Annotated in this window: 28 protein-coding genes; 9 read left to right on the top strand and 19 right to left on the bottom strand. The window is 66.0% G+C overall.

What is annotated here, in order from left to right:
- Positions 1-14: 14 nt before the first annotated feature.
- Positions 15-1,475: an MFS transporter gene (locus tag EAH84_RS07030; protein WP_194150370.1), complete on the bottom strand. Its 1,461-nt coding sequence runs from the start codon at positions 1,473-1,475 to the stop codon at positions 15-17.
- Positions 1,472-2,299 carry an SDR family NAD(P)-dependent oxidoreductase gene (locus tag EAH84_RS07025; RefSeq protein ID WP_140869811.1) on the bottom strand — a complete coding sequence of 276 codons (828 nt, stop codon included), beginning with the start codon at positions 2,297-2,299 and terminating at the stop codon, positions 1,472-1,474. Before EAH84_RS07025 ends, EAH84_RS07030 begins: the two co-directional genes overlap by 4 nt.
- A gap of 141 nt (positions 2,300-2,440) precedes the next feature.
- On the opposite strand from EAH84_RS07025, the gene EAH84_RS07020 reads away from it, so the two are divergent.
- Positions 2,441-3,586, top strand: coding sequence for an acyl-CoA dehydrogenase family protein (locus tag EAH84_RS07020; protein WP_140869809.1), 1,146 nt, complete (start codon positions 2,441-2,443; stop codon positions 3,584-3,586).
- Positions 3,587-3,709: 123 nt separating this feature from the next.
- Positions 3,710-4,498: an SDR family oxidoreductase gene (locus EAH84_RS07015; protein ID WP_140869806.1), complete on the top strand. Its 789-nt coding sequence runs from the start codon at positions 3,710-3,712 to the stop codon at positions 4,496-4,498.
- A gap of 242 nt (positions 4,499-4,740) precedes the next feature.
- Here EAH84_RS07015 and EAH84_RS07010 read toward each other — a convergent pair whose 3' ends face one another.
- Both EAH84_RS07010 and EAH84_RS07005 read right to left on the bottom strand, forming a co-directional pair.
- Complete coding sequence (locus EAH84_RS07010; protein WP_241656497.1) at positions 4,741-5,118, bottom strand: retropepsin-like aspartic protease; 378 nt, start codon at positions 5,116-5,118, stop codon at positions 4,741-4,743.
- A gap of 10 nt (positions 5,119-5,128) precedes the next feature.
- On the bottom strand, positions 5,129-5,689 hold the full coding sequence (locus tag EAH84_RS07005) for a thermonuclease family protein (protein WP_140869800.1): 561 nt from the start codon (positions 5,687-5,689) through the stop codon (positions 5,129-5,131).
- Positions 5,690-5,984: 295 nt separating this feature from the next.
- On the opposite strand from EAH84_RS07005, the gene EAH84_RS07000 reads away from it, so the two are divergent.
- From EAH84_RS07000 to EAH84_RS06990, 3 genes are all read left to right on the top strand, one after another.
- Entirely contained in the window at positions 5,985-6,173 is a 189-nt protein-coding gene (locus EAH84_RS07000; protein ID WP_140869798.1) for a hypothetical protein, read from the top strand.
- Between the two features lie 80 nt (positions 6,174-6,253).
- Positions 6,254-6,457, top strand: a complete 204-nt coding sequence (locus EAH84_RS06995; RefSeq protein WP_241656496.1) for a hypothetical protein — start codon at positions 6,254-6,256, stop codon at positions 6,455-6,457.
- A gap of 204 nt (positions 6,458-6,661) precedes the next feature.
- Positions 6,662-7,096, top strand: coding sequence for a DUF1330 domain-containing protein (locus EAH84_RS06990; RefSeq protein ID WP_140869792.1), 435 nt, complete (start codon positions 6,662-6,664; stop codon positions 7,094-7,096).
- Between the two features lie 62 nt (positions 7,097-7,158).
- Here EAH84_RS06990 and EAH84_RS06985 read toward each other — a convergent pair whose 3' ends face one another.
- The 3 genes from EAH84_RS06985 to EAH84_RS06975 form a co-directional block, all read right to left on the bottom strand.
- Positions 7,159-7,776 carry an opacity protein gene (locus EAH84_RS06985; protein ID WP_140869789.1) on the bottom strand — a complete coding sequence of 206 codons (618 nt, stop codon included), beginning with the start codon at positions 7,774-7,776 and terminating at the stop codon, positions 7,159-7,161.
- Positions 7,777-8,012: 236 nt separating this feature from the next.
- Positions 8,013-8,357: a DNA primase gene (locus tag EAH84_RS06980; protein WP_140869786.1), complete on the bottom strand. Its 345-nt coding sequence runs from the start codon at positions 8,355-8,357 to the stop codon at positions 8,013-8,015.
- Positions 8,358-8,411: 54 nt separating this feature from the next.
- Positions 8,412-9,662, bottom strand: coding sequence for a multidrug effflux MFS transporter (locus EAH84_RS06975; protein ID WP_140869783.1), 1,251 nt, complete (start codon positions 9,660-9,662; stop codon positions 8,412-8,414).
- A 147-nt stretch (positions 9,663-9,809) separates the two neighbouring features.
- On the opposite strand from EAH84_RS06975, the gene EAH84_RS06970 reads away from it, so the two are divergent.
- Positions 9,810-10,301 (top strand): hypothetical protein, encoded by a 492-nt coding sequence (locus EAH84_RS06970; RefSeq protein ID WP_140869780.1) that lies wholly within the window; start codon positions 9,810-9,812, stop codon positions 10,299-10,301.
- A 23-nt stretch (positions 10,302-10,324) separates the two neighbouring features.
- Here the strand turns inward: EAH84_RS06970 and EAH84_RS06965 are convergent, their stop codons facing one another.
- The 6 genes from EAH84_RS06965 to EAH84_RS06945 all read right to left on the bottom strand — a co-directional run bounded on the left by EAH84_RS06965 (position 10,325) and on the right by EAH84_RS06945 (position 15,484).
- Positions 10,325-10,780 carry a peroxiredoxin gene (locus EAH84_RS06965; protein ID WP_140869777.1) on the bottom strand — a complete coding sequence of 152 codons (456 nt, stop codon included), beginning with the start codon at positions 10,778-10,780 and terminating at the stop codon, positions 10,325-10,327.
- Positions 10,773-13,469, bottom strand: coding sequence for a bifunctional [glutamine synthetase] adenylyltransferase/[glutamine synthetase]-adenylyl-L-tyrosine phosphorylase (locus tag EAH84_RS06960; RefSeq protein ID WP_140869774.1), 2,697 nt, complete (start codon positions 13,467-13,469; stop codon positions 10,773-10,775). The genes EAH84_RS06965 and EAH84_RS06960 overlap by 8 nt, the downstream gene beginning before the upstream one ends.
- Positions 13,466-13,702 (bottom strand): hypothetical protein, encoded by a 237-nt coding sequence (locus EAH84_RS16220; RefSeq protein WP_140869771.1) that lies wholly within the window; start codon positions 13,700-13,702, stop codon positions 13,466-13,468. Before EAH84_RS16220 ends, EAH84_RS06960 begins: the two co-directional genes overlap by 4 nt.
- Before the next feature lie 26 nt (positions 13,703-13,728).
- On the bottom strand, positions 13,729-14,382 hold the full coding sequence (locus EAH84_RS06950; RefSeq protein WP_140869768.1) for a sigma-70 family RNA polymerase sigma factor: 654 nt from the start codon (positions 14,380-14,382) through the stop codon (positions 13,729-13,731).
- Positions 14,383-14,478: 96 nt separating this feature from the next.
- Complete coding sequence (locus EAH84_RS16540) at positions 14,479-14,613, bottom strand: hypothetical protein (RefSeq protein ID WP_277753721.1); 135 nt, start codon at positions 14,611-14,613, stop codon at positions 14,479-14,481.
- Positions 14,614-14,677: 64 nt separating this feature from the next.
- Positions 14,678-15,484, bottom strand: a complete 807-nt coding sequence (locus tag EAH84_RS06945) for a response regulator (RefSeq protein WP_140869765.1) — start codon at positions 15,482-15,484, stop codon at positions 14,678-14,680.
- A gap of 318 nt (positions 15,485-15,802) precedes the next feature.
- On the opposite strand from EAH84_RS06945, the gene EAH84_RS16160 reads away from it, so the two are divergent.
- The 3 genes from EAH84_RS16160 to EAH84_RS06935 all read left to right on the top strand — a co-directional run bounded on the left by EAH84_RS16160 (position 15,803) and on the right by EAH84_RS06935 (position 17,943).
- The gene (locus EAH84_RS16160) at positions 15,803-15,892 is read left to right on the top strand and encodes a NepR family anti-sigma factor (RefSeq protein WP_194150369.1); all 90 of its coding nucleotides are present in this window, start codon (positions 15,803-15,805) and stop codon (positions 15,890-15,892) included.
- Between the two features lie 7 nt (positions 15,893-15,899).
- Positions 15,900-17,552 (top strand): sensor histidine kinase, encoded by a 1,653-nt coding sequence (locus tag EAH84_RS06940; protein WP_140869762.1) that lies wholly within the window; start codon positions 15,900-15,902, stop codon positions 17,550-17,552.
- A 256-nt stretch (positions 17,553-17,808) separates the two neighbouring features.
- Positions 17,809-17,943, top strand: a complete 135-nt coding sequence (locus EAH84_RS06935) for an entericidin EcnA/B family protein (RefSeq protein ID WP_140869759.1) — start codon at positions 17,809-17,811, stop codon at positions 17,941-17,943.
- Positions 17,944-18,057: 114 nt separating this feature from the next.
- Here EAH84_RS06935 and tatC read toward each other — a convergent pair whose 3' ends face one another.
- From tatC to EAH84_RS06905, 6 genes are read right to left on the bottom strand one after another with little or no spacing between them, the layout of a single operon-like run.
- Positions 18,058-18,834, bottom strand: a complete 777-nt coding sequence (tatC, locus tag EAH84_RS06930) for a twin-arginine translocase subunit TatC (protein WP_140869757.1) — start codon at positions 18,832-18,834, stop codon at positions 18,058-18,060.
- Positions 18,831-19,226, bottom strand: a complete 396-nt coding sequence (tatB, locus tag EAH84_RS06925; RefSeq protein ID WP_140869754.1) for a Sec-independent protein translocase protein TatB — start codon at positions 19,224-19,226, stop codon at positions 18,831-18,833. Before tatB ends, tatC begins: the two co-directional genes overlap by 4 nt.
- Positions 19,227-19,258: 32 nt before the next feature.
- Complete coding sequence (locus EAH84_RS06920) at positions 19,259-19,501, bottom strand: Sec-independent protein translocase subunit TatA (protein WP_140869751.1); 243 nt, start codon at positions 19,499-19,501, stop codon at positions 19,259-19,261.
- Between the two features lie 28 nt (positions 19,502-19,529).
- A complete protein-coding gene (gene scpB / locus EAH84_RS06915) occupies positions 19,530-20,129 on the bottom strand; it encodes an SMC-Scp complex subunit ScpB (protein WP_140869749.1) in 600 nt (199 codons plus the stop codon).
- Positions 20,126-20,854 carry a segregation and condensation protein A gene (locus EAH84_RS06910; protein WP_140869746.1) on the bottom strand — a complete coding sequence of 243 codons (729 nt, stop codon included), beginning with the start codon at positions 20,852-20,854 and terminating at the stop codon, positions 20,126-20,128. Before EAH84_RS06910 ends, scpB begins: the two co-directional genes overlap by 4 nt.
- Before the next feature lie 16 nt (positions 20,855-20,870).
- On the bottom strand, positions 20,871-21,878 hold the full coding sequence (locus EAH84_RS06905; protein ID WP_140869743.1) for a glycoside hydrolase family 3 N-terminal domain-containing protein: 1,008 nt from the start codon (positions 21,876-21,878) through the stop codon (positions 20,871-20,873).
- Positions 21,879-21,887 lie beyond the last annotated feature (9 nt).

Below are 21,887 nucleotides of genomic sequence, written 5' to 3'. Positions count from 1 at the left end.
AAAACACGCCAAGTTCAGGGTTTGATCGGGCCCTTGTCCATCGCCGCGGCTTCGGCGAGCCGGATCAACCGCGCATCATGCTCTGCACGCCCGAAGGGAAACCGCGTGAACAGCACCGCCGCAGCCAGCGCCAGCAGCGCGTACACGACGATGAACAGCAGCGTCAGCCGGTCGAGCGTCTCCACCGGCACCGTTCCCGCCTTCGCCGCCTTGGGGAAATGCGCCAGGAACAGGATCAGCCCCGCGCCCGCGATCCCGATCCCCGAGGTGCATTTCTGGACGAAGAACGATCCCGCGAAGAACACCCCCTCGTTACGCCGCCCGGTGCGCGCCTGCGAATCCTCGACCACATCGGCCATCATCGACGCACCGAGGATGAACGACGACACGCTCAGCGCGGTCGACATCGCGAAGATCGGAAACAGGATGGAGACGAGCACCACCGATCCTGGCGGCGGCAGGACGCCGAGGAAACGGAGCCAGTAGGGCGCGGTGTGGAACAGCATCGCGGCGATGACGAAGACGAACGCCGCGCGCGGCTTGCTAGTCCGCTGCCCGATCCGTGGCGCCACGACGAAGGCAACCCCCGCCCCGACGAACAGCGCGAGTGGCAACAGCCCCAGCGCCCATGGCGCAAACTGCCAGACATAATTGTAGAAATAGGTCGACAGCGCGTAGCTGATCCCCTGGTTGGTATAGGCGCACACTCCCGCCAGCATCAGGATCACGAACCCGCGATTATGCATCGTATCCCATAGTTCGGTGAGGTTCGCGCCGAACGTCTGCTTGGCAATCGCGACCTTGGGCAGGCGTCCGATCTCGCGATGGGTGCCGAGCGACGACACCAGGATCGCGACCAGCATCAGCCCCGCCGAGGCGAAGGCGAGATGGTGATAACCATCGGCGTTGAGCAACCCGTTGGGATAGCGCGCCGAGGGGACGAGGAACACGCGATAGGCGAGCAGCAGGATCGACAGCCCGCCGATCCAGCCGAACAGGTAACGATAGGCGGTGATCCGGGTGCGCTCGTCGTAATCCTGGCTGAGTTCGGGGGTCAGCGCCTGGCTCGGCACCTCATACGCACTCACCGCGCTGCGCACGACGACCGCGGTGACGAACAGCCACACCAGCTTGGCGGGTTCGGCGAGCGATGCGGGCGGGTTCCACAGCAGCAGCCATCCGATCGCGATCGGCAGCGCGCTGGCGTACATCCATGGATGCCGCCGCCCCCACCGGCTCTGCGTCCGGTCCGAAAACATCCCGATCGCGGGATCGACGAACGCGTCGAGCACCAGCGCGGCCATGATCACCAGCCCCACCGTCCCCGGCGCGACGCCGATGACCTGGTTGTAATAGATCAGCAGGAAGGTGCCGAATCCGGCGTCCTTCACGCCATAGGCAACCGACCCGAATCCGTAGCTCAGGGTGACCGACGTCGCGAGCCGCCGCGCGGGCGGGATCGGGGCGGAACTCACTGCAGCGCGTCGAGCGCGGACAGCAGGTTAGGCTGCGTCGGATCCCAGCTCGCGCGCGTGCCGATCGTCAGCCCGCCGTCGACCAGGATGTGCGTGCCGGTGACAAACGAGGCATCGTCGCTGGCCAGAAATGCGACCGCGGCGGCGATATCCTCGGGTCGGCCCGCGCGCCGGATCGGTTGCGCATCCGCGGCGGCGCCTGCGATCATCGCATTCGCCTGCGCACGCGTGTCTTCGCCCACGTCGAGGTGGCGGGTGAAGATATTGGTGGTGATGAACCCCGGCACCACCGCGTTGACGCGGATGCTGTCCTTGGCGAGGTTGGCCGCCGCCATCTTGGTGAGGTGGAGCACGCCCGCCTTCGCGGTCGAATAGGCGGTCGGTGCGTAGCCGGTGCCGAGCGCCGACACCGACGATGTGTTGACGATCGCGCCGCCACCGCGCTGAGCGATCAGCGGCGCGGCATAGCGAATCCCGAGCGCGACCGATCGCAGCAGCAGCGCCATCGTCCGGTCCCAATCGTCGGGTGCGACCTCGTCGATCGGTTCGCGCGCGCCGCCCGCGCCCGCGTTGTTGAACACGATATCGAGCCCGCCCCCGTCATGACACGTCTGCATCAGCGATTCGATCGCGCCTGCATCGGTGACGTCGGTATGCCGGAACGCGATCCGCCCGTTCGATTCCTCGGCGAGTGCGCTACCCCCCGCCGCGTCGACGTCGCCGACCAGCACGAACGCTCCTTCGTCGACGAACCTGAGCGCGGTGGCTCGCCCGATCCCCGAGGCACCACCGGTCACGACGGCGCGCTTATCCTTCAACCGCATCACTCTCTCCATTTCATTTTTGCCAACCATAGTATGGCGCTAGCCGCGGTCAATCGACGTGCGTCAGGCCGAGCTTCGAATAATGGGTTTGCGAGACGCGCGTGCGGTCGGTAGGCAAGCGCAACCGACAGGAAGGACAGCATGGCCCTCGACCCCGAAACCTTCGACGCGCTGATCGACACGATCCGTCGGTTCGTCGCCGAACGGCTGCGCCCACTCGAGGCGGTGGTCGAGGAGAACGACGCAATCCCCGCCGATCTCGCGCAAGAGATGAAGGACATGGGTCTGTACGGCCTGTCGATCGCCGAAGAATATGGCGGGCTCGGCCTGACGATGGCGGAGGAATGTCGCGTCGCGATCGAGATGGGCCGGACGACCCCGGCCTTCCGGTCGAGCTTCGGCACCAATGTCGGGATCGGCAGCCAAGGCCTCGTCATGGCGGGCAACGACGCGCAGAAATCCGCATGGCTGCCCCGGATCGCGAGTGGCGACATCGTCACGAGCTTCGCGCTCACCGAACCCGATGTCGGCAGCGATTCGGGCGCGGTGAAAACGCGCGCCGTCAAGGATGGCGACGTTTATCGGCTGACCGGCACCAAACGCTACATCACCAACGCCGACAAGGCGCAACTCTTCACGGTGATGGCGCGGACCGGCGAGGAAAAGGGTGCGCGCGGTGTCTCCGCCTTCCTCGTCCCCCGCGACCTGCCCGGGATCACGATCGGCGAACCCGAAAAGAAGATGGGGCAAAAGGGCGCGAAGGTCGCCGACGTCAATTTCGACGACGTCCCCGTCCCCGCCGCCAACCGACTCGGCGCGGAGGGCGAAGGCTTCAAGATCGCGATGCGCGTGCTCGACCGCGGGCGGCTTCACATCAGCGCGGTGTGCGTCGGCGTCGCCGAGCGGCTGATCGCGGACAGCGTGGCCTACGCCACCGAGCGTCAGCAATTCGGCAAGCCAATCGCCGAGCACCAGCTGATCCAGGGCATGATCGCCGACATGAAGACCGAATCGCTCGCCGCGCGTGCGCTGGTCATGGAAACCGCCGCCAGGAAGGATCGCGGCGAGGATGTCGTCCTCGAAAGCGCGGCGGCCAAATATTTCGCGTCCGAGATGGTCGGCCGCGTTGCCGACAAGGCCGTCCAGATCTACGGCGGCGCGGGCTACATCGCCGATTACGGGATCGAGCGGCTGTACCGCGACGTGCGGCTGTTCCGGATCTACGAAGGCACCAGCCAGATCCAGCAGATCATCATCGCGCGCGAAACGATCAAACGCGGGGGTTAACGCATAGCCCTCTCCCCCCGGGGAGAGGGTTGGGAGAGGGCAGTCGACACGCGAACAATGGGCCGGATCGGAGGGACTGCCCCTTTCCCCGGCCCTCTCCCCAAAAGGGAGAGGGAGAGAAACATGGACACGAGCAAATTCTTCAGCCTCGAAGGGCGCGTCGCGCTGATCACCGGTGGATCGCGCGGGATCGGCAAGATGATCGCGGCGGGCTATATCGCGCAGGGCGCGAAGGTCTACATCTCGTCGCGCAAGGCCGCGGCGTGCGACGAGGCCGCCGCCGAGCTCGGGTCGAACTGCATCGCGCTGCCGATGGACGTCGCAACGGTCGACGGCTGCAAGGCGCTCGCCGCCAAGCTCGCGGAGCATGAAGATCACCTCGACATCCTCGTCAACAACGCGGGCGCGGCGTGGGGCGAACCGTTCGCGGATTTCCCCGAAAAGGGCTGGGACAAGGTCATGGACCTCAACGTCAAATCGCCCTTTTTCCTCACCCAGGCGCTCCACGGGATGCTTAAAGCGCGCGCGAGCTATGACGCGCCGTCGAAGGTCATCAACATCACCTCGATCGACGGGCTACGGCTCAACCCGTGGGAGACGTACAGCTATCACGCGTCGAAATCGGCGCTGATCTACCTCACCAAGCGGATGGCAGCGCGGCTGATCGAGGACGCGATCATCTGTACCAGCCTGGCGCCGGGCGCGTTCGCGAGCGAGATGAACCGCGCCGCGCGCGATCATGGTGACGAGGTCGCCAAGCGTATCCCGATGCGCCGGATCGGCACCGACGAGGACATGGCAGGCGCCGCGATCTTCCTCGCTAGCCGCGCCAGCGACTATGTCGTCGGCGACACGCTGGTGGTCGACGGCGGGCTAGTGAACGCGCAGGCGGGGACCAGCATCGACGCGTGAAAGCTCGGACGACCCGACCCCGCACGAGCGGGGGGGGCCGCGTCGGAAAGCACCGGATCGCGCTTCAGCACCGACTGTTCGAACGACGCCGCATTGCCCGCCTGCCCGCAAATCCGCGCGCGTTGCGCCACCTGCATCGCCGCATCCCCGATCGCGATCGAGGCGAACGCCACGTCGTAACGGCGACGCTGCGGGTATACCGGTCGCGCCACCCAGCGCGGCGGCCAGCCGGGCAGGCAGGATCATCGGGTAACTCCGGTTTGGGAAGCTCGTTGTGAACGATGCGGCGTCGGGATCAGCGCGCCGTCCTCGACCCGCCATCCCTTCAGCCGCGACAGGAAATTCATCCCCACCACGTTCATGTCGCCGAACGCGGGCGAGACGACGACGGGCAGGTCGTGCGTGACAACGTTGCCGACCCGCACGGTCGGGACGACCGCGGTCTGCGCGGGAACCGTCCCGTTGGCGGTTCGGATCAGAATCGGGAACGGCGCGACGCGCACGGCTAGCCGCGCCGTTGCCGCGGTCTCGCTCGACAGCGCAGTGATGATCCGCCGACTTAAATTAGTTTTCTGATTGATTGAACCGATTTGGGATTCCCAGTTAGGGATAACGCCCACGGACGCACCCTCAACACCAGGGCTGTCGCCGCCCCTCCCACGGCCGCGCCAGCCCTTCGTTGACCAGCATATCGCCCAGCGACACCCCACCCCGCTCGACCACCCGCAGCTTGCGGCCATAGCGGTCGGTATCGCGGTCGACCGACATCAGGGTTACCGGCCCCGCGTTGAGCAGCGCCTGCAGCCGGTCGGTCGCGGCATTGCCCAGCCGCGCTTCTTCGGCGCAGCGCGACGGGTGCGTCTCGGGGGCGTCGATGTCCGCGACGCGGATCTTCTCGCCGTCGATCCAGAAGGTGTCGCCATCGACGACGCAGTCGATCCCGCCCCCGGTGTGGCACTGGCCGAACGACCGGACCACGCCCGCCGCGTCCGCGGTCCCCGCGGTGCTCACGATGCTCACCGGCGCCGCGCCGCGCCACCAATCGGCCCCCGGCACCGCCAGCCCGATCGCCACCCCCGCCAGCACGACCAGCCGCAGCTCGCCGGCCGAAACGCCCCAGCCCGCGCGCCGATATCGGCGTCGGGACCGAAACCGCGACGGCGGGCTGACGAGATCGCGCGGGTGAACCATCGCGCGATCCTGCGCCGCCTTAACACCGCGCTAAACCGGCCCCAACCGCTGTCCTACACGCCCCGCGAGGGCTAACCTGCCCCGCTCCATCCGCATCGATCGAGCCGCCGCCATGCTCAGCCCATCACCCACGCCCGCCCTCACGTCCACAGCGCGGATTATAACGAAAATGGAAACGATCGGCCCCGACAAACACGCGATTCCGTATCAAAGTCGTCAACTTCGCACCGTCAATCTTGATCGAAGTGAATCGTTTTCGCCGCCCATGCGTTGGTGGGGGAGAAGGAGAGCCGACATGGCGGAGAACACTGGCGAGGGCTATCGGATCGGATCGGTCGACGACCGCACCCAGGTTGCGCGCCCCGATGGTCACTGGACCAAGCGCGACCGCGCCACCGGGCGCTTCATGGATGTCAAATCCGACGCCGATCCGTTCAAGGGCGTCGCGCGCGAACCCGATGGCCGCCGCCACCACGACGACTGACCGCCGCCCGCTTAACCCCAGCGCCTTAACCAATTCCCGCAACCCGCGTGCAACGCTTTGGCGCGCATAGCGGCACGATGATGCCATCCGCCCGCCTGTTCCGAAGCCGCTGGAGCGCGCTGTTGTGGGCCGCCGGGATCATCTGGATGGCGGTCGACGTCGCCGATTCGGCCCCGACCGCCAAGCCCGCCACCAACGGCGCGGCCCCCGCTCCGAAAGATGCCGATGGCGACGCCTTCAACGCCGCCGATGTCGCGTCGATCCTCAACGACTTCGGCAGTTAGCGCGCTACAACCGTACACTACGCCGTTCGTGCTGAGCCTGTCGAAGCACGGTGAGCCACCGGCCCTTCAAAAGTTGGAAAACCTGTGCTTGATAGTCGCCGGGGCTCGGTGGTGGGCATCCCGGATGCGGATCATCGTCAACGAGATCGCGCCGTGGCGTGACCTTCCGTGAACTTCCGATCCCGATCAGGCGAGGACACGACGATGACCCACACCCATATCGACCCCGATCGCGCCGCATTCGACGCGTTCAAATCTCTCCCCCGCGACACGCCGATCGAGATGCTCAACCTCGTCCGCTTCCGCGATGCCGCCGTCTATCCCGCCGACCATGCCTGCGCCGCGGAGCAACTGACAGGCGCGGAGGCCTATCGTCATTACGGCAAGGCGAGCGGCCCGGTCTTCGCGCGCATCGGCGGCACCGTGGTCTGGTCGGGCGATCCCGCACTCGTCCTGATCGGCCCCGCCGACGAAGTGTGGCACACCGCCTTCGTCGCGCGCTATCCCACCGCCGCCGCGTTTCTCGAGATGGTCACCGACGACGCGTATCGCGCCGCGGTCGTCCACCGCCAGGCCGCGGTCGCTACCTCGCGGCTGATCCGCTGCGCCCCACGCGAGCGGCGCGACGGCTTCGCCTGACGCAAAAAGGGCGGGGCATGGCCAGTGCCACACCCCGCCCCCTCTTGCATTGCCGCGTGCGCTTAGAAGTGCGTCACGATCCCCGCCATCGGGCGGAAGCTGTGCGCCGCGCCGAACGTCGACACCTCGGTGCGGATGCGGAAGCCGGCGTTGCCGGTCAGCCCGCCGAGCCCGATGTCCTTCGGCCCGAATTCGGCGCCGACGCCATAGGTCACGTCGTTATAGTCGCGGTTGGTCGGTGCGCGCTTGTCGAAATTGACCCACTGATAACCGACCTTGCCGTAGAACAAGCCGCTCTCACCCGCGCGGAAGCCGAACCGGCCCGCGGCGCCATATTCCCAATCGATGTCGCCCGACACGCCCTTGGCGACGTTGCCTTCGGCGCCGACGAACACTGGTCCGAGCGGAATATTCACCCCGGCGATGCCCTGAACCAGGCTGCCGTTGAGCTTGTTGTTGCGGAACCCCTGGGGGATGCCCGCCGGGTTACGCTCGCTGTCGAACTGTTCCCATCCGCCCATCACGGCGACATAGGGGTCGATGCCGAATGCCTTGGTGCCGTCGGGCGCAGTGGCGCCGGTCGACTGATCGGCATTCATGTCCTGCGCCGCGGCGGGGGCGGCAATCGAAACGGCAGCCGTCGTCGCCGCAAACGCGGCAACGGCAAGAAATTTACGCATGTGGTGGATACCTTTTCATCACGTTGGGGCCCGCAGCGCACCGCGCCGTTGCTCGGACCGAGCCCCTATAACCATGACGATTCCGGTTTGTTGCGTCGCAGCGCAAACTTTCCGATTATTACAGAAGACGTGGCCTTCTGGTCACGGTTCCTGTCAGCAGGATGAACGAAAGCCTGGTATCTGTGTACCTTACGGGGTGGCCTACATCGCCACCCGCACAACGGCTATCGGCCGGGTTACGGCTTGAGCGCCTCGTCGTCGGCGTCATTGAGCTCATCGTCCGCCACGCTGCCGTCGTCGAACTCGGCCTGAACATCGTCTTCGTCGATATCGTCCTCGATCATCCCCACGCTGCGGTCGGTTTCGCCCACCGTGGTCGATGCCATCTCGATCTCGTCGGAATCGTCGCCCTCGTCGTCGGTCATTTCGCCGAGGTCGGGGCTGAGGTCGGTCATCACCGTCCCGTCGCTCGGCCCGTTGCGGGTGGCCTCCAGGATTTCGGCGCGCTGGCTTTCGTCGAATCCGTCCTCGTCATAGCCATCGTCGCCCGAACCGTGACTGCGTACCTGATGTCCACCCATGATCGTCTCCATTGGTTGTGCAGCGCGAACGGCGGGCGGGGCTTCCGGGTTCCGTCAGCCGGGGCGGAACAGCCGCCCGCGTTCGGTCGCGAGCACGAACAGGATCGAGGCGACCCCCATGATCAGGAACCCCGCCGCCAACGGCCGCGTGGTCCCATCGAACGCCTGGCCGATCACGACGCCGAGCCCCGCGCCGATCGTGACGCTCAGGAACCCCTGGACGCTCGACGCGGTCCCCGCGATCCGCCCCATATTCTCCATCGCCATCGACGAGAAATTCGACGTCGCGAGCCCGAAACACGCCATCGTCAGCGCCTGGAGAATGACGAAGGTCAGCAGCTGCTCGCCCCCCAGCGCGGCGATCGCGAGATGGATCGCGCTCAGCAGGACCAGCACCGACACCGCGCTATGGCTGATCAGCCGCGTGCCAAGCCGCATCACGATCCGCGAATTGGTCAGGTTCGCCACCGCCATCAGCGACGCGGTCGCCGCGAACATCACCGCGAGCAACCGGGGGCGTTCGAAGGTGTCGAACATGATCTGCTGGACGGAATTGAGATAGCCATACAGCGCGCCCATCAGCATCGCGGTCGCCAGCGTATAGCCGATCGAGAAGCGGTCGGTCAGCGCGATCCGCCAACCGCGCGATACCCGCGCGAACGAAATCGGTAGGACATTGTCGGGACTCAACGTCTCGGGCATCCGGAAATAAAACCAGACGAACACGAGTGCAGTCACGCCCGCGACCGTCCAGAAAATCCCCCGCCAATCCGCAACCAACAGCACGGTCTGCCCGAACGTCGGCGCCAGCACGGGCACGATCATAAACACCATGAACGCGATCGACATCACCCGCGCCATCGCGCGCCCGTGATAGCAATCCCTCACCAGCGCGACCGTCGCGACGCGCGACGCCGCGATCATCGCGCCACCGACGACCCGAGCGACCAGCAACAGCGTGAAGCTCGCCGACACCGCACACAGCACATTGGCCACGACATACCCCGCCAACGCCCACAGCAGTACCGTCCGCCGCCCATAGCGATCCGCCAGCGGCCCATGGATGAGTTGCGCGACGCCGAATCCGATCAGGAAGGCGGTGATGATGAACTGCCGATCATTCTCGGTCGCCACGCCAAGCGACGCGCCCATCGCGGGGAGCGCGGGGAGCATCGAGTCGATCCCAAGCGCGGTCAGCGACATCAGCGCCGCGACAAGCGCGACGAATTCGACGAAGCCAATCGGCGCGCCGGGCGGGTCGACCGCGACCGACGCGGCGGTCTCGATACTGGTCTGCTGATCCATGACGCGATCGCCTGTAGCGGCATTTGCTGCACTGCGTCACCCATGGAAAACGCGGCACTCCAAAACGCCCCGCCTTGCACACCCAGCCTTGAACGCGACGCGGATCGGGATTAACCGACTTACCACGCCAATACACCGGAGATCGCAATGCCCCGCCTGATACTGCTCGCCCTGCTTGCGCTGCCCCTGGCGGGATGCAACCGGCCCGACGAGGGAACCTCGATCTCGATCAACGCCGACAGCGGTAACGTGCTCGGTGCGGTGGATGGCAAGTCGGGCGAGGTGAAGCTCGACGTTCCGGGTTTTTCAGGCAAGATCAAACTGCCCAAGATCCAGCTCGACGCCAATAATTTCGACCTGAACGGGGTTCACCTCTACCCCGGCTCGACGATCGATAACGTCAACGTCGCAGGGGGAGGCCAGCAGGAGGGCGGCACCGTCGAGGTGTCGTTCACCAGCCCCGCCAACGCTGCCGCGGTCCAGCAATGGTTCCAGGATCGGTTGAACAAGGTCGGATTCTCGGTCCAGCCAGGCGGCAACGGGTTGGTCGGCACCACCGACGAGCACAAGCCCTTCGCGCTCGACCTGAACCAGGACGGGCAGGATCGCTCGAAGGGGAAGATCACGCTGGGAAGTTGATCCGCTTCCCCGGCAGGGTAGGTCTACAGACCCTTGACGGCGTCGAGCACCGCTGCGGCATGGCCGGGAACACGCACCTTGCGCCATGCCTGCGCCAGCGTGCCATCCGCGCCGAACAGGAAGGTCGATCGTTCGATCCCCATATATTTGCGCCCGTACATCGATTTCTCGATCCACGCGCCGAACGCCGCGCACGCCGACCCGTCCTCGTCACTCGCCAGCGCTACGGACAGATCGTGCTTCTTCGCGAACTTGGCGTGGCTCGCGGGGCTGTCCTTCGAAACCCCGAGCACGCTGACCCCGGCCGCCGCAAACTGATCACTCAGCGCGGAAAAATCCTGCGCCTCGCGCGTGCAGCCCGCCGTATCGTCTTTGGGATAAAAATAGATCACCGCGGGAAGCGGCAAGTCGGTCAACGCCAGTGGCGTCCCGTCCGCTAGCATTACAGTTACCTCGGGGATCATCTCGCAGTCATCCATCGTCTTGCTCCGTCGTCATGCGCCCGGTGGTCGCGCTCCAGGCTTGTTCGACCTCGTGCCGGGTCTCGGCAAACGCCGCAACCACCGCCGCCCAATCGGCCAACCCCAACGCGCGAGCGATCAGCGCCTTGGTCGCGGCCGATGGCTCATCGACCTCGGGCGCAACGAGCCGCGTCGTCACCAGCAAGCGCGTCAACAGATCATGCGCGGGGCGCAGCGGCGCGGGCAGCAGCCCGTCGCCGACAAGAGCATCGATCGCGATACCCAAATTGGGATCGAACCCGCGGCGGTGCAGCAGTTGCGCGATATGAACCGTGAATTCGAGGTCAACGAGCCCGCCCTGCGACAGCTTCGCGTCGAACGCGCCGCGCGGCGGCTTGTGGGTCGCCATTTCTATGCGCATCGCGCTGGCGTCGGCGACGATGTCACGCTCCGGATGCGACGTCGCGAGCACGTCGGCGATGACCGCCGCCACTCCCGCCCGCGTCGCCGCCGATCCGAACACGCCGCGCGCGCGCGTCAATGCCATATGCTCCCAGCTCCAGGCGTCCGTGCGCTGATACTGCGCGAACGAGTCGAGCGACACGACCAGCGGTCCCTGATTGCCCGACGGTCGCAAGCGCGTGTCGATCTCGTAGAGCGGCCCCGCCGCGGTGGGCACCGACAAGGCCGCGGTCAGCCGCTGCGCGAGGCGGTTGTAATACAGCGTCGCACCGAGCGGCTTCGCGCCGTCCGATTCGGCGCGAAAATCACCCGTGAACAAATAGACGAGGTCGAGGTCAGACGCGTGGGTCAGCGCCGCGCCGCCGAGCCGCCCATAGGCGACGACGACGAGTTCGCTATCGGGCACGTGCCCGTGGCGCTCCGCGAAATCGGCGACCGTCGCCGCGGCAATCACCTCGATCGCGGCCTCGGCAACGCGCGCATACCCCGCCGACACCGCGAGCGGATCGGCCGCGCCGACCACGATCTGCGCCCCCAGCGCGAACCGTCGTTCGCCGACGATATGGCGAACCTGATCGAGCTGTCCCTGATAATCCACCGCGCCATTCTCGCGCATCGCGGCGACCAGCTCGGCAACCGTCCCGACATCGTCGAACGCCGATGAGTCGATCAACCCGTCGAGCAATGCGGGCCGCCGCCCCAACGCGTCCGCGAGCGGTGCCGCATGGCTGAGAATCGCCGCGAGCTGGGTAGCAAGGCCGGGGCGCGCCTCAAGCAGGCGGAAGATGTTGACCGCGCTCGACAGCCGCTCGAGCATCGCGTCGAGCCGCAGCAGCGCTGCCGCGGGATCGGGCGCGGTGGCGAGCGCGGGCATGATAACGGGCAGAACGGCCTCCAACGCGTCACGCGCCGCCGGGCTGCGCAGCGCCGGATAGCGCCCGCTCCGCCACCGTTCGACTCGCCCCGCCGCGGTCTCGCCATCGGCGAACCCCGCCACGCTGAGTTCCGCCGCCAACGCCTCGGACGCCAGCGAAAATGCCTCCGGCGCGCCGTCGTCGAGCGCATCGTAAATCCGTCCCGCCTGCGCGACATGCGGTGCGAGCAGATCGATCAGCGCGCGGTCGTCGGCCAGACCGTGCAGGCGCGCCACCCGATCCAGCGCCTTCCCCTCGGGCAAGGCATGGGTCTGGCGATCGTCGATCATCTGGACGCGGTGCTCTATCGTCCGCAGCAGCGTGTAGGAATCGATCAACGTTCGCGCGTCGCCGGGTGCAATCCAGCCCGCCTCGGCCAAGCGCGCCAGCGCGTCGCGGGTCGCGGGCGCGCGCAGCACCGGATCGCGGCCACCGTGGATCAACTGGTGGATTTGCGCGAAGAACTCCGCCTCACGAATGCCGCCGCGTCCCCGCTTCAGGTCGTAGCCCGGCCCGAGCCGTTGCCCCGCGCTGTGATGGTCGCGGATCCGGTGCGACATCGCGCGAATGTCCTTGATCGCGCCGAAATCGAGCCCGCGCCGCCAAACGAACGGCGCGATCTCGTCGAGGAAGGATTGCCCCAGTGCGCGATCTCCCGCCGCCGCCCGTGCGCGGATGAACGCGGCCCGCTCCCACGCCAGCGCCTGCGATTCATAATAGGTGATCGCCGCGCCCATGGGCAGCACGATCGGGGTGATTTCGGGCGAGGGCCTGAGCCGGAGGTCGACCCGCAGCACATATCCATCGCCATCGCGGGTCTGCAGCAGGTCGACCACCCGCCGCCCGATCCGCACCGCCGCCTCTTCGGGCTCCTCGCGCGCGCGCCGCGGCAAGGTCGCGGGGTCGAAGATCAGGATCGGATCGATATCGGACGAATAATTGAGCTCGCGACTCCCCTGCTTGCCCAGCGCCAGGGCCGCAAACCCTCGCGGCTCGGCACCAGGGGTGCGTTCGTCGATCGCGGCGCGGATCGCGCTATCCAGCGCATAATCCGCAAAATCGGTCAGCCGATGCGTCACCTCGGTCAGATCGAACACCCCGGCAAGATCGCCGATCGCGACCGACAGTGCCACCGCGCGGCGTTCGAGGCGCAGGCGGCGCGCAACGGGAATATCCGGGTCAAGCCGCGCGTCTCGCCGCATATCTCCCGCTGCGATCCGCGCCGCCAGCGGTGGATCGCGCGCGATCAAACTCGCCAGAAACGGCGAATTGGCCGCGGCGCGAGCCAGCGCTTCGCTCATCGTCTCAGCCGCCATGCGGTCGGCGGTCATGGTCGACCCACTCCCTGCACGTCGATTTCGTGCAACATTTTGGTATTCAGGTCGTTCTTAATCCCATGAGTGACCGGTATTCCTTCAGCGACCACGCGCAACGCGGAGACTATGTCGTCCCGGCGCCGCGGCTGGCCGATGCGATCGGTCAGGCGCTGAAGGGCGTTTATTTGACGAGCGCGCTTCCTGCCGACATGCAGTCGCTCCTCGGTAAGCTCGACCAGGTTCTTCACTAAACGTCCGCCATGACCGGTAGCAGTTACCGCCCCTGACTAAGTTCGTCGACTTCCCCCATGATCGTATCGAGCGCCGACTTGCCCGCTTCGGTGGGATGATCGCGCCGGGCCGACAATGAATTGTCGGTGAGAATGGTCTCCAGCGCCACGCGTCCCCGCGCCACCCGGCTCTTGATCGTGCCCACCGCGACTTGACAAATTTCTGCGGCCTCTTCGTACGCGAACCCACCCGCACCGACCAGGATCAGCGCTTCGCGTTGGGGCTGCGGCAGGTGCATCAACGCGCGCTGCATGTCGCCCAGTTCGACATGGCGATCCTGGTTCGCGGGCGCTGCCAGAATCTTGTCGGCGACCAAATCGTCCCACTCGCCCTTGAACCGCGCACGGCGCATCTGGCTGAGGTACAGGTTGCGCAGGATGATGAAGGTCCACGCGCGCATGTTCGTGCCGGCCTGAAACCGCTGCCGCGCGGCCCATGCCTTCAGCAGCGTTTCCTGAACCAGATCGTCGGCAACATCGCGGTTGCCCGACAGCGATCGCCCGAACGCGCGCAGATGCGGAATGACCTGCGCCAGCTGCGTCTTGAACTCGGGGTCCGACAGCGCGACGTGCTCGACCTCGGGCTGGTTGCCCTCGGCCTCATCTTCTCGATCATCGCGCGGCGCGGGGTTGGTCATGCAATTCCGTTCGAAGAAGAGGGCGGCTGGGAGCGCAAGATAGGATCGGCACCCGCCAATTGCCACCGTCGGGACAGTGCCGATTTCCCACCCACCTCAGAGCAGGATGAACGCGAACACCACGATGATCAACACCATCGAAATCCCCAGGATATACCGGGTCATGTGCGGGGTTGCTCCGGCGCGCGCGGCGTCGGTGGACAGGTGGGTTCGGTCGTCGCGATCAGCCATGGGATATCAACCTTCGAACGTCGTTTTGGGTCCGTCATCATCGAATCGCGGGTGCGGTCGGTGTTCAGTCCGCCGCCGGCACCGTCGACTGATCGAAGAACAGCGCTTGGCTGATCGCCGCCTTCACCGTCGAGCGCTGGAACGGCTTGGTGATCAGGAAGGTCGGCTCGGGTCGTTCGCCGGTCAGCAGCCGCTCGGGGAACGCGGTGATGAAGATCACGGGGACGTCGAACTCGGCCAGGATATCCTTGACCGCGTCGATCCCCGAACTGTCGTCGGCGAGTTGGATATCCGCGAGCACCAATCCGGGCCGATCCTCCATCGCCAGCGCCACCGCCTCGTCGCGGGTGACCGCTACCCCGGTCACGTCATGCCCCAGGTCGCGCACGATCGTTTCGATGTCCATCGCGATGATCGGCTCGTCTTCGATGATCATCACTCGCGCGCGGGTCTGCTGGTCGATCTCGGCAAGCGCGTCGGCGACCAGCGCCTCGACATCGCTGGTGTCGACTTCGATCAGATACGCCGCGTCCTCGGGGGTGAACCCCTCCATCGCGGTCAGCAGCAGCGCCTGGCGCGACAGCGGTGCCATCCGCGCCAGTCGCGCCCGCGCGACTGCTTCGCTTCCCTCGATGTCGCTGGCCGAAGTTACGTCCGCGCCATCGATGTTGGCGGAAGCCCAGATGCCTTGGAACATCCGATACAGCCCCAGGCGGGGATCGACCTCACCAGGGAATTCATCCGGCGCGGCGACGATCGCCTCAAGCGTGGCGCGAACATATTTGTCGCCTTGATGCTGGCTGCCGGTCAGAGCCCGGGCGTAGCGCCGCAAAAAGGGAAGGTGCGGTGCGAGTTGCTGTCCGAGCGACATGAGCGTTGGTGACTCCCTGATATAGATATGCGCGCCCCCATCTGTGCGGCGGACAGCGCTATTGCAACGGTGTTTGTCGAACGATCCCCCCGACCGCAAGCCGAGCAAGATTTTTCGCACGGGCATGGAACCAACGAGCGCGGCTTTGGTTTCATCGAGCAGTCGCGTGCGTCAAGTCGACAGGCGGCGTGCATGATGTCGAGCGTGTCAGATCCATGGTTTGGGTCTTAAGGGGGCGAGTTAGAATTGGCTGGCAATAAGGACGAACAGACGGAACAGCGTGCATCTCCGGCCAGGGTCCAGAGCAAGGATCGGGATATGGGGTCGGCGTTGCGATCCGCCTATCAGCGAACGGTGGACGAGACCGTTCCCGATGAGATGCTCGATCTGCTAAACAAGCTCGTCTGATCTTCACATGATTGACCCGTCCGTCTCGGCACGACCCGATGGGGGTTTTGCCGAGCCGCTTCCCGTCGAATCCGCACCGCCGCCAGTCTCCGACAGCGACAGCGCTTCGGCGGCGCCGTCATCCGCGCTGTCGAGACTGCCGACGGGTGCCAAACTTTTCCTCATTCTGAGCGCCGCGCTGCTGCCGTTGGCGCTGATCGCGATCATCGCCACGCTGCAGACCAATCGCGTCGCCGATGCGGAGGCGCGCGCGCGGCTGCGGGTTGCCACGAACGAAAGCGCGCGGTCGCTCGCGATCGAACTGGTCGGGGATACGACGGCGCTGCGCTCGGCGGTCAACGCCCTGGCAGTCGATCCCGCGGACGCACTAAGCTGCGCGCGGGTGCGCGGCGTCTTTGCCGAACAGGCGCCGTTGGGAACCCGGTTCGCGATCGTCGGTTCGACCGGGCGCCTGCTCTGCGGCAGTCCGCTGCCGGCCGTCGCCGCCGTGCCGACCGCCGGCTCGATTGCCGCACGCATCGTTCCTGGTCAGGGTCTGTTGCTCGCCGTCCGCGGGCGTAGCGGTCGCACGAGCGGCCGGGTTTTCTTCCCCCGCGCCTTCATCGTCCGGCTCGCCACGCCGACCAGCCGCGCCCTGCCGTTCGCCAGCGCGTTGGTCGAGGGCGAGACGACTTTAGAGCTGTCCGCGATCGCGGGCGTCGAGCCGCTAGATCGGATGGAAACGATGCAAACCGGCATCGGCCTCGGCACCTTGCAGCTGCAGACGAGCATCCGCAGCGCGCCGATCACCTATTCGCTGATCATCGCGCTGCTGCTGCCGTTGATGATGTGGGCGGCCGCGGCCGGGATCGGCTGGTTCGTCGTCGACCGATTGCTCATCCGTCCCTTGCGCCGCCTGCGCGCCGAGGTCGCAGCCTATCGCCCCGGGGAGATCATCGATCCCGGCCAGCTACGCTCGCTCCCCGCCCAGGAGATTCGCGAACTCGGCGATACCTTCCGGTCGATCAGCGAAACCGTCGCGCGGCATGAAGAAGGGCTCGCGCAAAGCGTCATTCGCCAGACGAAATTGACACGCGAGGTCCATCATCGCGTCAAGAACAACCTCCAGGTCATCGCCAGCTTGATCAACTTCCACGCTCGCGGGGCACCGAGCATCGATGCGACCAACGCCTATGTGTCGATCCAGCGGCGCGTCGATGCGCTGGCGGTCGTCCACCGCAATCACTTTGCCGAGCTCGAGGAGAACCGCGGACTCAACCTGCGCGCGGTCATTAGCGAGCTCGCGTCGAACATCCGATCGAACGCCGCGGAGAGCGTCGGGCGGATCGTCATCGCGCTCGACATCGACCCCTATCTCGTCACCCAGGACGTCGGCGTGGCGATCGCGTTTCTGGTGACCGAAACGATCGAACTCGCGATGAGCTGCGACCCCGCGGCGCAGATCCGGGTCGCGGTCAAGCCCGACACCGACGACGACGCGCGCGCCGTCCTGCGCGTCGTGTCACGCTCGCTCGTCGCCAGCGACACCCTCGATACTCTTCTGGCGACGCGCTATGGCAGGGTCATCGAAGGACTCTCGCGCCAGCTCCGCGCGCGGCTCCATCACGATCCGATGGTAGGCGCGTATGAAATCAGTTTCGCCGTCGTGGGCCGGGACTGAAAAAATGTCGATGTCGCATTTTTTTTGCGCGCTCCCGGGAACCGTCGACCTTGATCGACGTTATCACTATCGGATCGCGACCTTATGCCCCCCGCTATCGCGATCCACGACATAGGCCCGAAAGCACCCACCCTCCCCCCCCGGTGGTGCTTTCGGGCCTTTAACGTTCGGGCCTCATTCGTCTCGAATGCGGAACGAAACGCGGGCCACGATCATTTTGTGATACAGGCACCCTGCCCCTGATCGGAGATGATCGATGCGTAAAGTTTTAGGATTGGCCCTCGTCGCGGGCGCGCTGCTAATTTCGGCGTGCAACACGATCGAAGGAATCGGCAAGGATGTCGGGTCCGCTGGCGACACGGTCGCCAGAACCGCCGACGGCGCCAAGTAATCCAGTGTTCATCGGACCCAGACCGACAACGATAGTATAAACGGAAAGGCCCCCGCCAGGCACTGCTGGCGAGGGCCTTTGCATGGATGGCGCGCGCACTGTCCCGCCGCCGCGTTACTCGTCGACCGCGACCGTCTTGGGTTCCTTGGCACGGCGACGTTCGGTGATCCATATCCCGATCAACGCCAATTCGTATAGCGCAACCAGCGGGATCGCGAGCAGCAGCTGCGACCCGATATCGGGGGGTGTCAGCACCGCCGCGATCGCGAAAGCCGCAACGATGGCGTAGCGTCGCGCCGACATCAGCTGTGTTCGCGTCACCACCCCAGCGCGTTCGAGCAGCATCAGCAGGACGGGAAGCAAAAAGGCCAGTCCGAACCCGAACAGGAATTGCATGATGAACGACAGATAATTGCCGATCGCGGGCAGTGCTTCGCGCTTCACGCCCCCGACCACGCCATCGAACCCGAGCAGGAAGTGCAGCGCCATCGGGACCGCGACGAAGTACGCCATCGCCGCGCCGGCCAAGAACAGCACCGGAGTCGCGAGCAGGAACGGCAGCAACGCGCGCTTTTCTTTTTTGTAGAGCCCCGGCGCGACGAACTGCCACAGCTGGTTGGCGATGACGGGAAACGACAGCATCATCGCGGCGAAGAACGCGACCTTGACCTGGACGAAGAATGCTTCGAAAATCTCCGTGTAGATGACGGTCTTCTGACCCGCGATCAGCAGCGGATAGACCAGAAACGCAAAGATATCCTCGGCGAAATACATCGCGATCGCGAAGGTCACGACCAGCGCGGCGATGCAATACAGCAACCGGCGACGCAGCTCGATCAGGTGATCGAGCAACGGCGCGCGGCTGGTATCGACCTCGTTTTCGTCGCTCATGACGACGCGCCGTCGGGATCGGGCGCAGGCTTGTCCTGCGGCGCGGCTTCGATCACCGGCCGTTCGACCATCACGGGCGGCGCCGGATCGTCGAACGGCAACGCCGGTTCGGCGCCGGGTTCGACCGCCATCGAATCGGGAGCGACTGGATCATCCGTGGGATGTTCGCGCATGATCCGTTCGTTTTCCGATGCCCACTTCTTCTCCATTTCCTCAAGCTCGGCTTCGCGCACCATCGAATCGAAACCCGAACGGAACTGGCGCGCGACCCCGCGTGCCTTGCCGACCCAATAGCCGACCAGCCGCATCGCCTTGGGCAGATCCTTGGGACCGATCACCACCAGCGCCACGAAGGCGACCAGCAAGAGCTCGGTCGGCGCGATATCGAACATGAGCGCCTAACCAGCGTCGAGAGCAACGAAAATCAGGGCTGGTCGTCGCGAACGCGATTACCGTCGCGATCGAACGCAGGATCGGCGCTCTTCTGCGCCTCGATCCGCGCCGATGGCTTGCGCGCCGCGGCCTCGTCTTCTTCCGACATGCCCTTCTTGAAATTCTTCACGCCCTTGGCGACATCGCCCATCAGGCTGGAGAAGCGCCCGCCGCCGAGCAGCAAAATCGCGACCACCGCAAGGACGAGCAGATGAATTGGGCTGAAACCGCCCATGATGTGTCTCCTAAGGATTTGACACTATCTAGGCATCCTCGGTAGGATTTTCCACCACCAATCCCGCATCGTCGTCGCCCATCGCCAGATCGACCGGATCGAGCAGCCCCGCCGCCCTCAGATCGTCGATCCCGGGCAGGTCGCGGCGACTGTCCAACCCGAAATGAACCAGGAAGCCGGGCGTCGTCGCATAGGTCAGCGGGCGCCCCGGCACCTCCCGCCGACCCGCCGGGCGTACCCACCCCGCCTCCATCAGCACGTCGAGTGTGCCCTTCGAAATTTGCACCCCGCGGATCGCCTCGATCTCGGCGCGGGTCACCGGTTCGTGATACGCGATGATCGCGAGCGTCTCGGTCCCCGCGCGGCTCAGCTTGCGCGCTTCCTCGCGGTCGCGGCGCAGCAGATGCGCCAGATCCCCCGCGGTCTGGAACTGCCAGCGATCGCCGCGCCGGACGAGTTCGATTCCCCGCCCCGCGTAGCGCGCGGCCAGTCCGCCGAGCGCGGCGCGGATATCGCCTTCCCCGACATGCGCCCGGATCGCGTCGATCGTCAGCGGTTCGGCGGCGGCGAACAGCACCGCTTCCACCGCGCGTTCGACGTCATCGGGCTCTTCGTCGGATCGATTCATGGCGCAGCTCTCAAGTACAGCGGCGCGAACGGAGCCTGCTGGCGCAACTCCACCCGCCCCTGTTTCGCGAGTTCGAGCGCGGCGAGGAACGACGACGCGAGCGCGGACGTCCGCCACCGCGCCGACCCTGACGGCAGGAACGTGTCGATCGCCGCCCAATCGATCGTCGCGCCGATCATCGCCGACACGCGCTCGAGCGCCGCGTCCAGCGTCATCACCTCGCGATCCGCGACGATGTGCATCATCGGGCGGGTTCTGGCGCTGATCCGGCCATAGGCGGCGATCAGGTCGTAGATCTCGGCCCCCCACACCGCCTTGCGCACCGTCCGGAGCCCTGCGGGCGCATCGCGGCGGAACACGTCGCGCCCCAGCCGGTCACGCGCCATCAACCGTGCGCCCGCCTCGCGCATCGTGTTCAGCCGTTCGAGCCGCAGCTGAAGCCGCAGTGCCATCTCCTCGGGACTCGGCTCCTGCTCGGGATCGCGCGGCAGCAGCAGCGCGGATTTCAGATACGCCAGCCACGCCGCCATCACGAGATAATCCGCGGCGAGTTCGAGCTTCAGCGCCGCCGCCGAATCGACGAAACCGAGATATTGCTCAACCAATTCCAGGATCGAAATCTGCCGCAGATCGACCTTTTGCGAGCGCGCGAGCGCGAGCAGCAGGTCGAGCGGCCCCTCCCACCCATCGATGTCGAGCGTCAGCGTGGCGGGATCGTCGGCCATGCCGGCATAGTAACGGTCAGGCGAGGACCAGCAAGGCGTCACGCTTGGCGACCAGCGCCGCGAAATCGGCGGACGATGCCTTGCCCGCGACGCTCGCCATCGCCGCGTCGAGCCGCGTGCGCGCAATCGGCGCGATGTCGTCGAGCCGCGCGGCGATCGCGACCATTTCGTCCATCCGCGCCCAGCAATCGAGCACGCAATCGCACCCTGCCGCGATCGCGCCCGCGGCCTTGTCCGCCGCAGTCCCCGACAACGCCTTCATGTCGATGTCGTCGGTCATCAGGAAACCGTCGAACCCGATCCGGCGACGGATCACGTCGCCGATCACCATCGGCGACAGCGTGGCGGGCAACTCGGGGTCCCATGCGTCGAACACGATGTGCGACGTCATCCCCATCATGGCGTGGTTCAATGTCCTGAACGGTTCGAGATCGACCGCAAGTTCCGCCTCGCTCGCCGTCACGGTCGGCAGCGCGTGGTGCGTGTCGACGATTGCGCGGCCATGCCCCGGCATATGCTTGACCACCCCGACGACGCCAGCATTCGCCAGCCCCTCCAGCATCGCCCGGCCGAGCGCGGCGACCTGCATCGGCTCCGACCCGTAGGCACGGATCGTGATTGCCTCGGTCGTGTCGGGCTGCGTCACGTCTAGCAGCGGCGCGCAATCGACGTTCACCCCGACCTCGGCGAGCATCAGCCCCAGCGCCTCGCCGTTCGCACGCATTGCCTGGATCGCCGACATCGGCGCAGCCTGATAGAGCGCGGCGAACGCGGGGCCGGCGGGAAACGCGGGCCATTCGGGTGGCCCCATCCGCGCGACGCGCCCGCCCTCCTGATCGATCAGGATCGGCACGTCGTCGCGCCCCGACAAGGCGCGCAGGCTGTCGGTCAACGCGCGCAGCTGGGCGCGGGTCTCGACGTTGCGCTTAAACAATATATAGCCGACCGGATCGGCGTCGCGGAAGAACGCGCGCTCGTCGGGGGTAAGCGACGGGCCGGACAGGCCGAAGATGACGGGTTTCATCCCCGCCAT

It is taken from the genome of Sphingomonas oligophenolica (assembly GCF_006438955.1).
Classification (GTDB): Bacteria; Pseudomonadota; Alphaproteobacteria; order Sphingomonadales; family Sphingomonadaceae; genus Sphingomonas; species Sphingomonas oligophenolica_A.
Note: the sequence above shows the minus strand (reverse complement) of the source record. Positions and strands in the feature narration are given on the sequence as shown.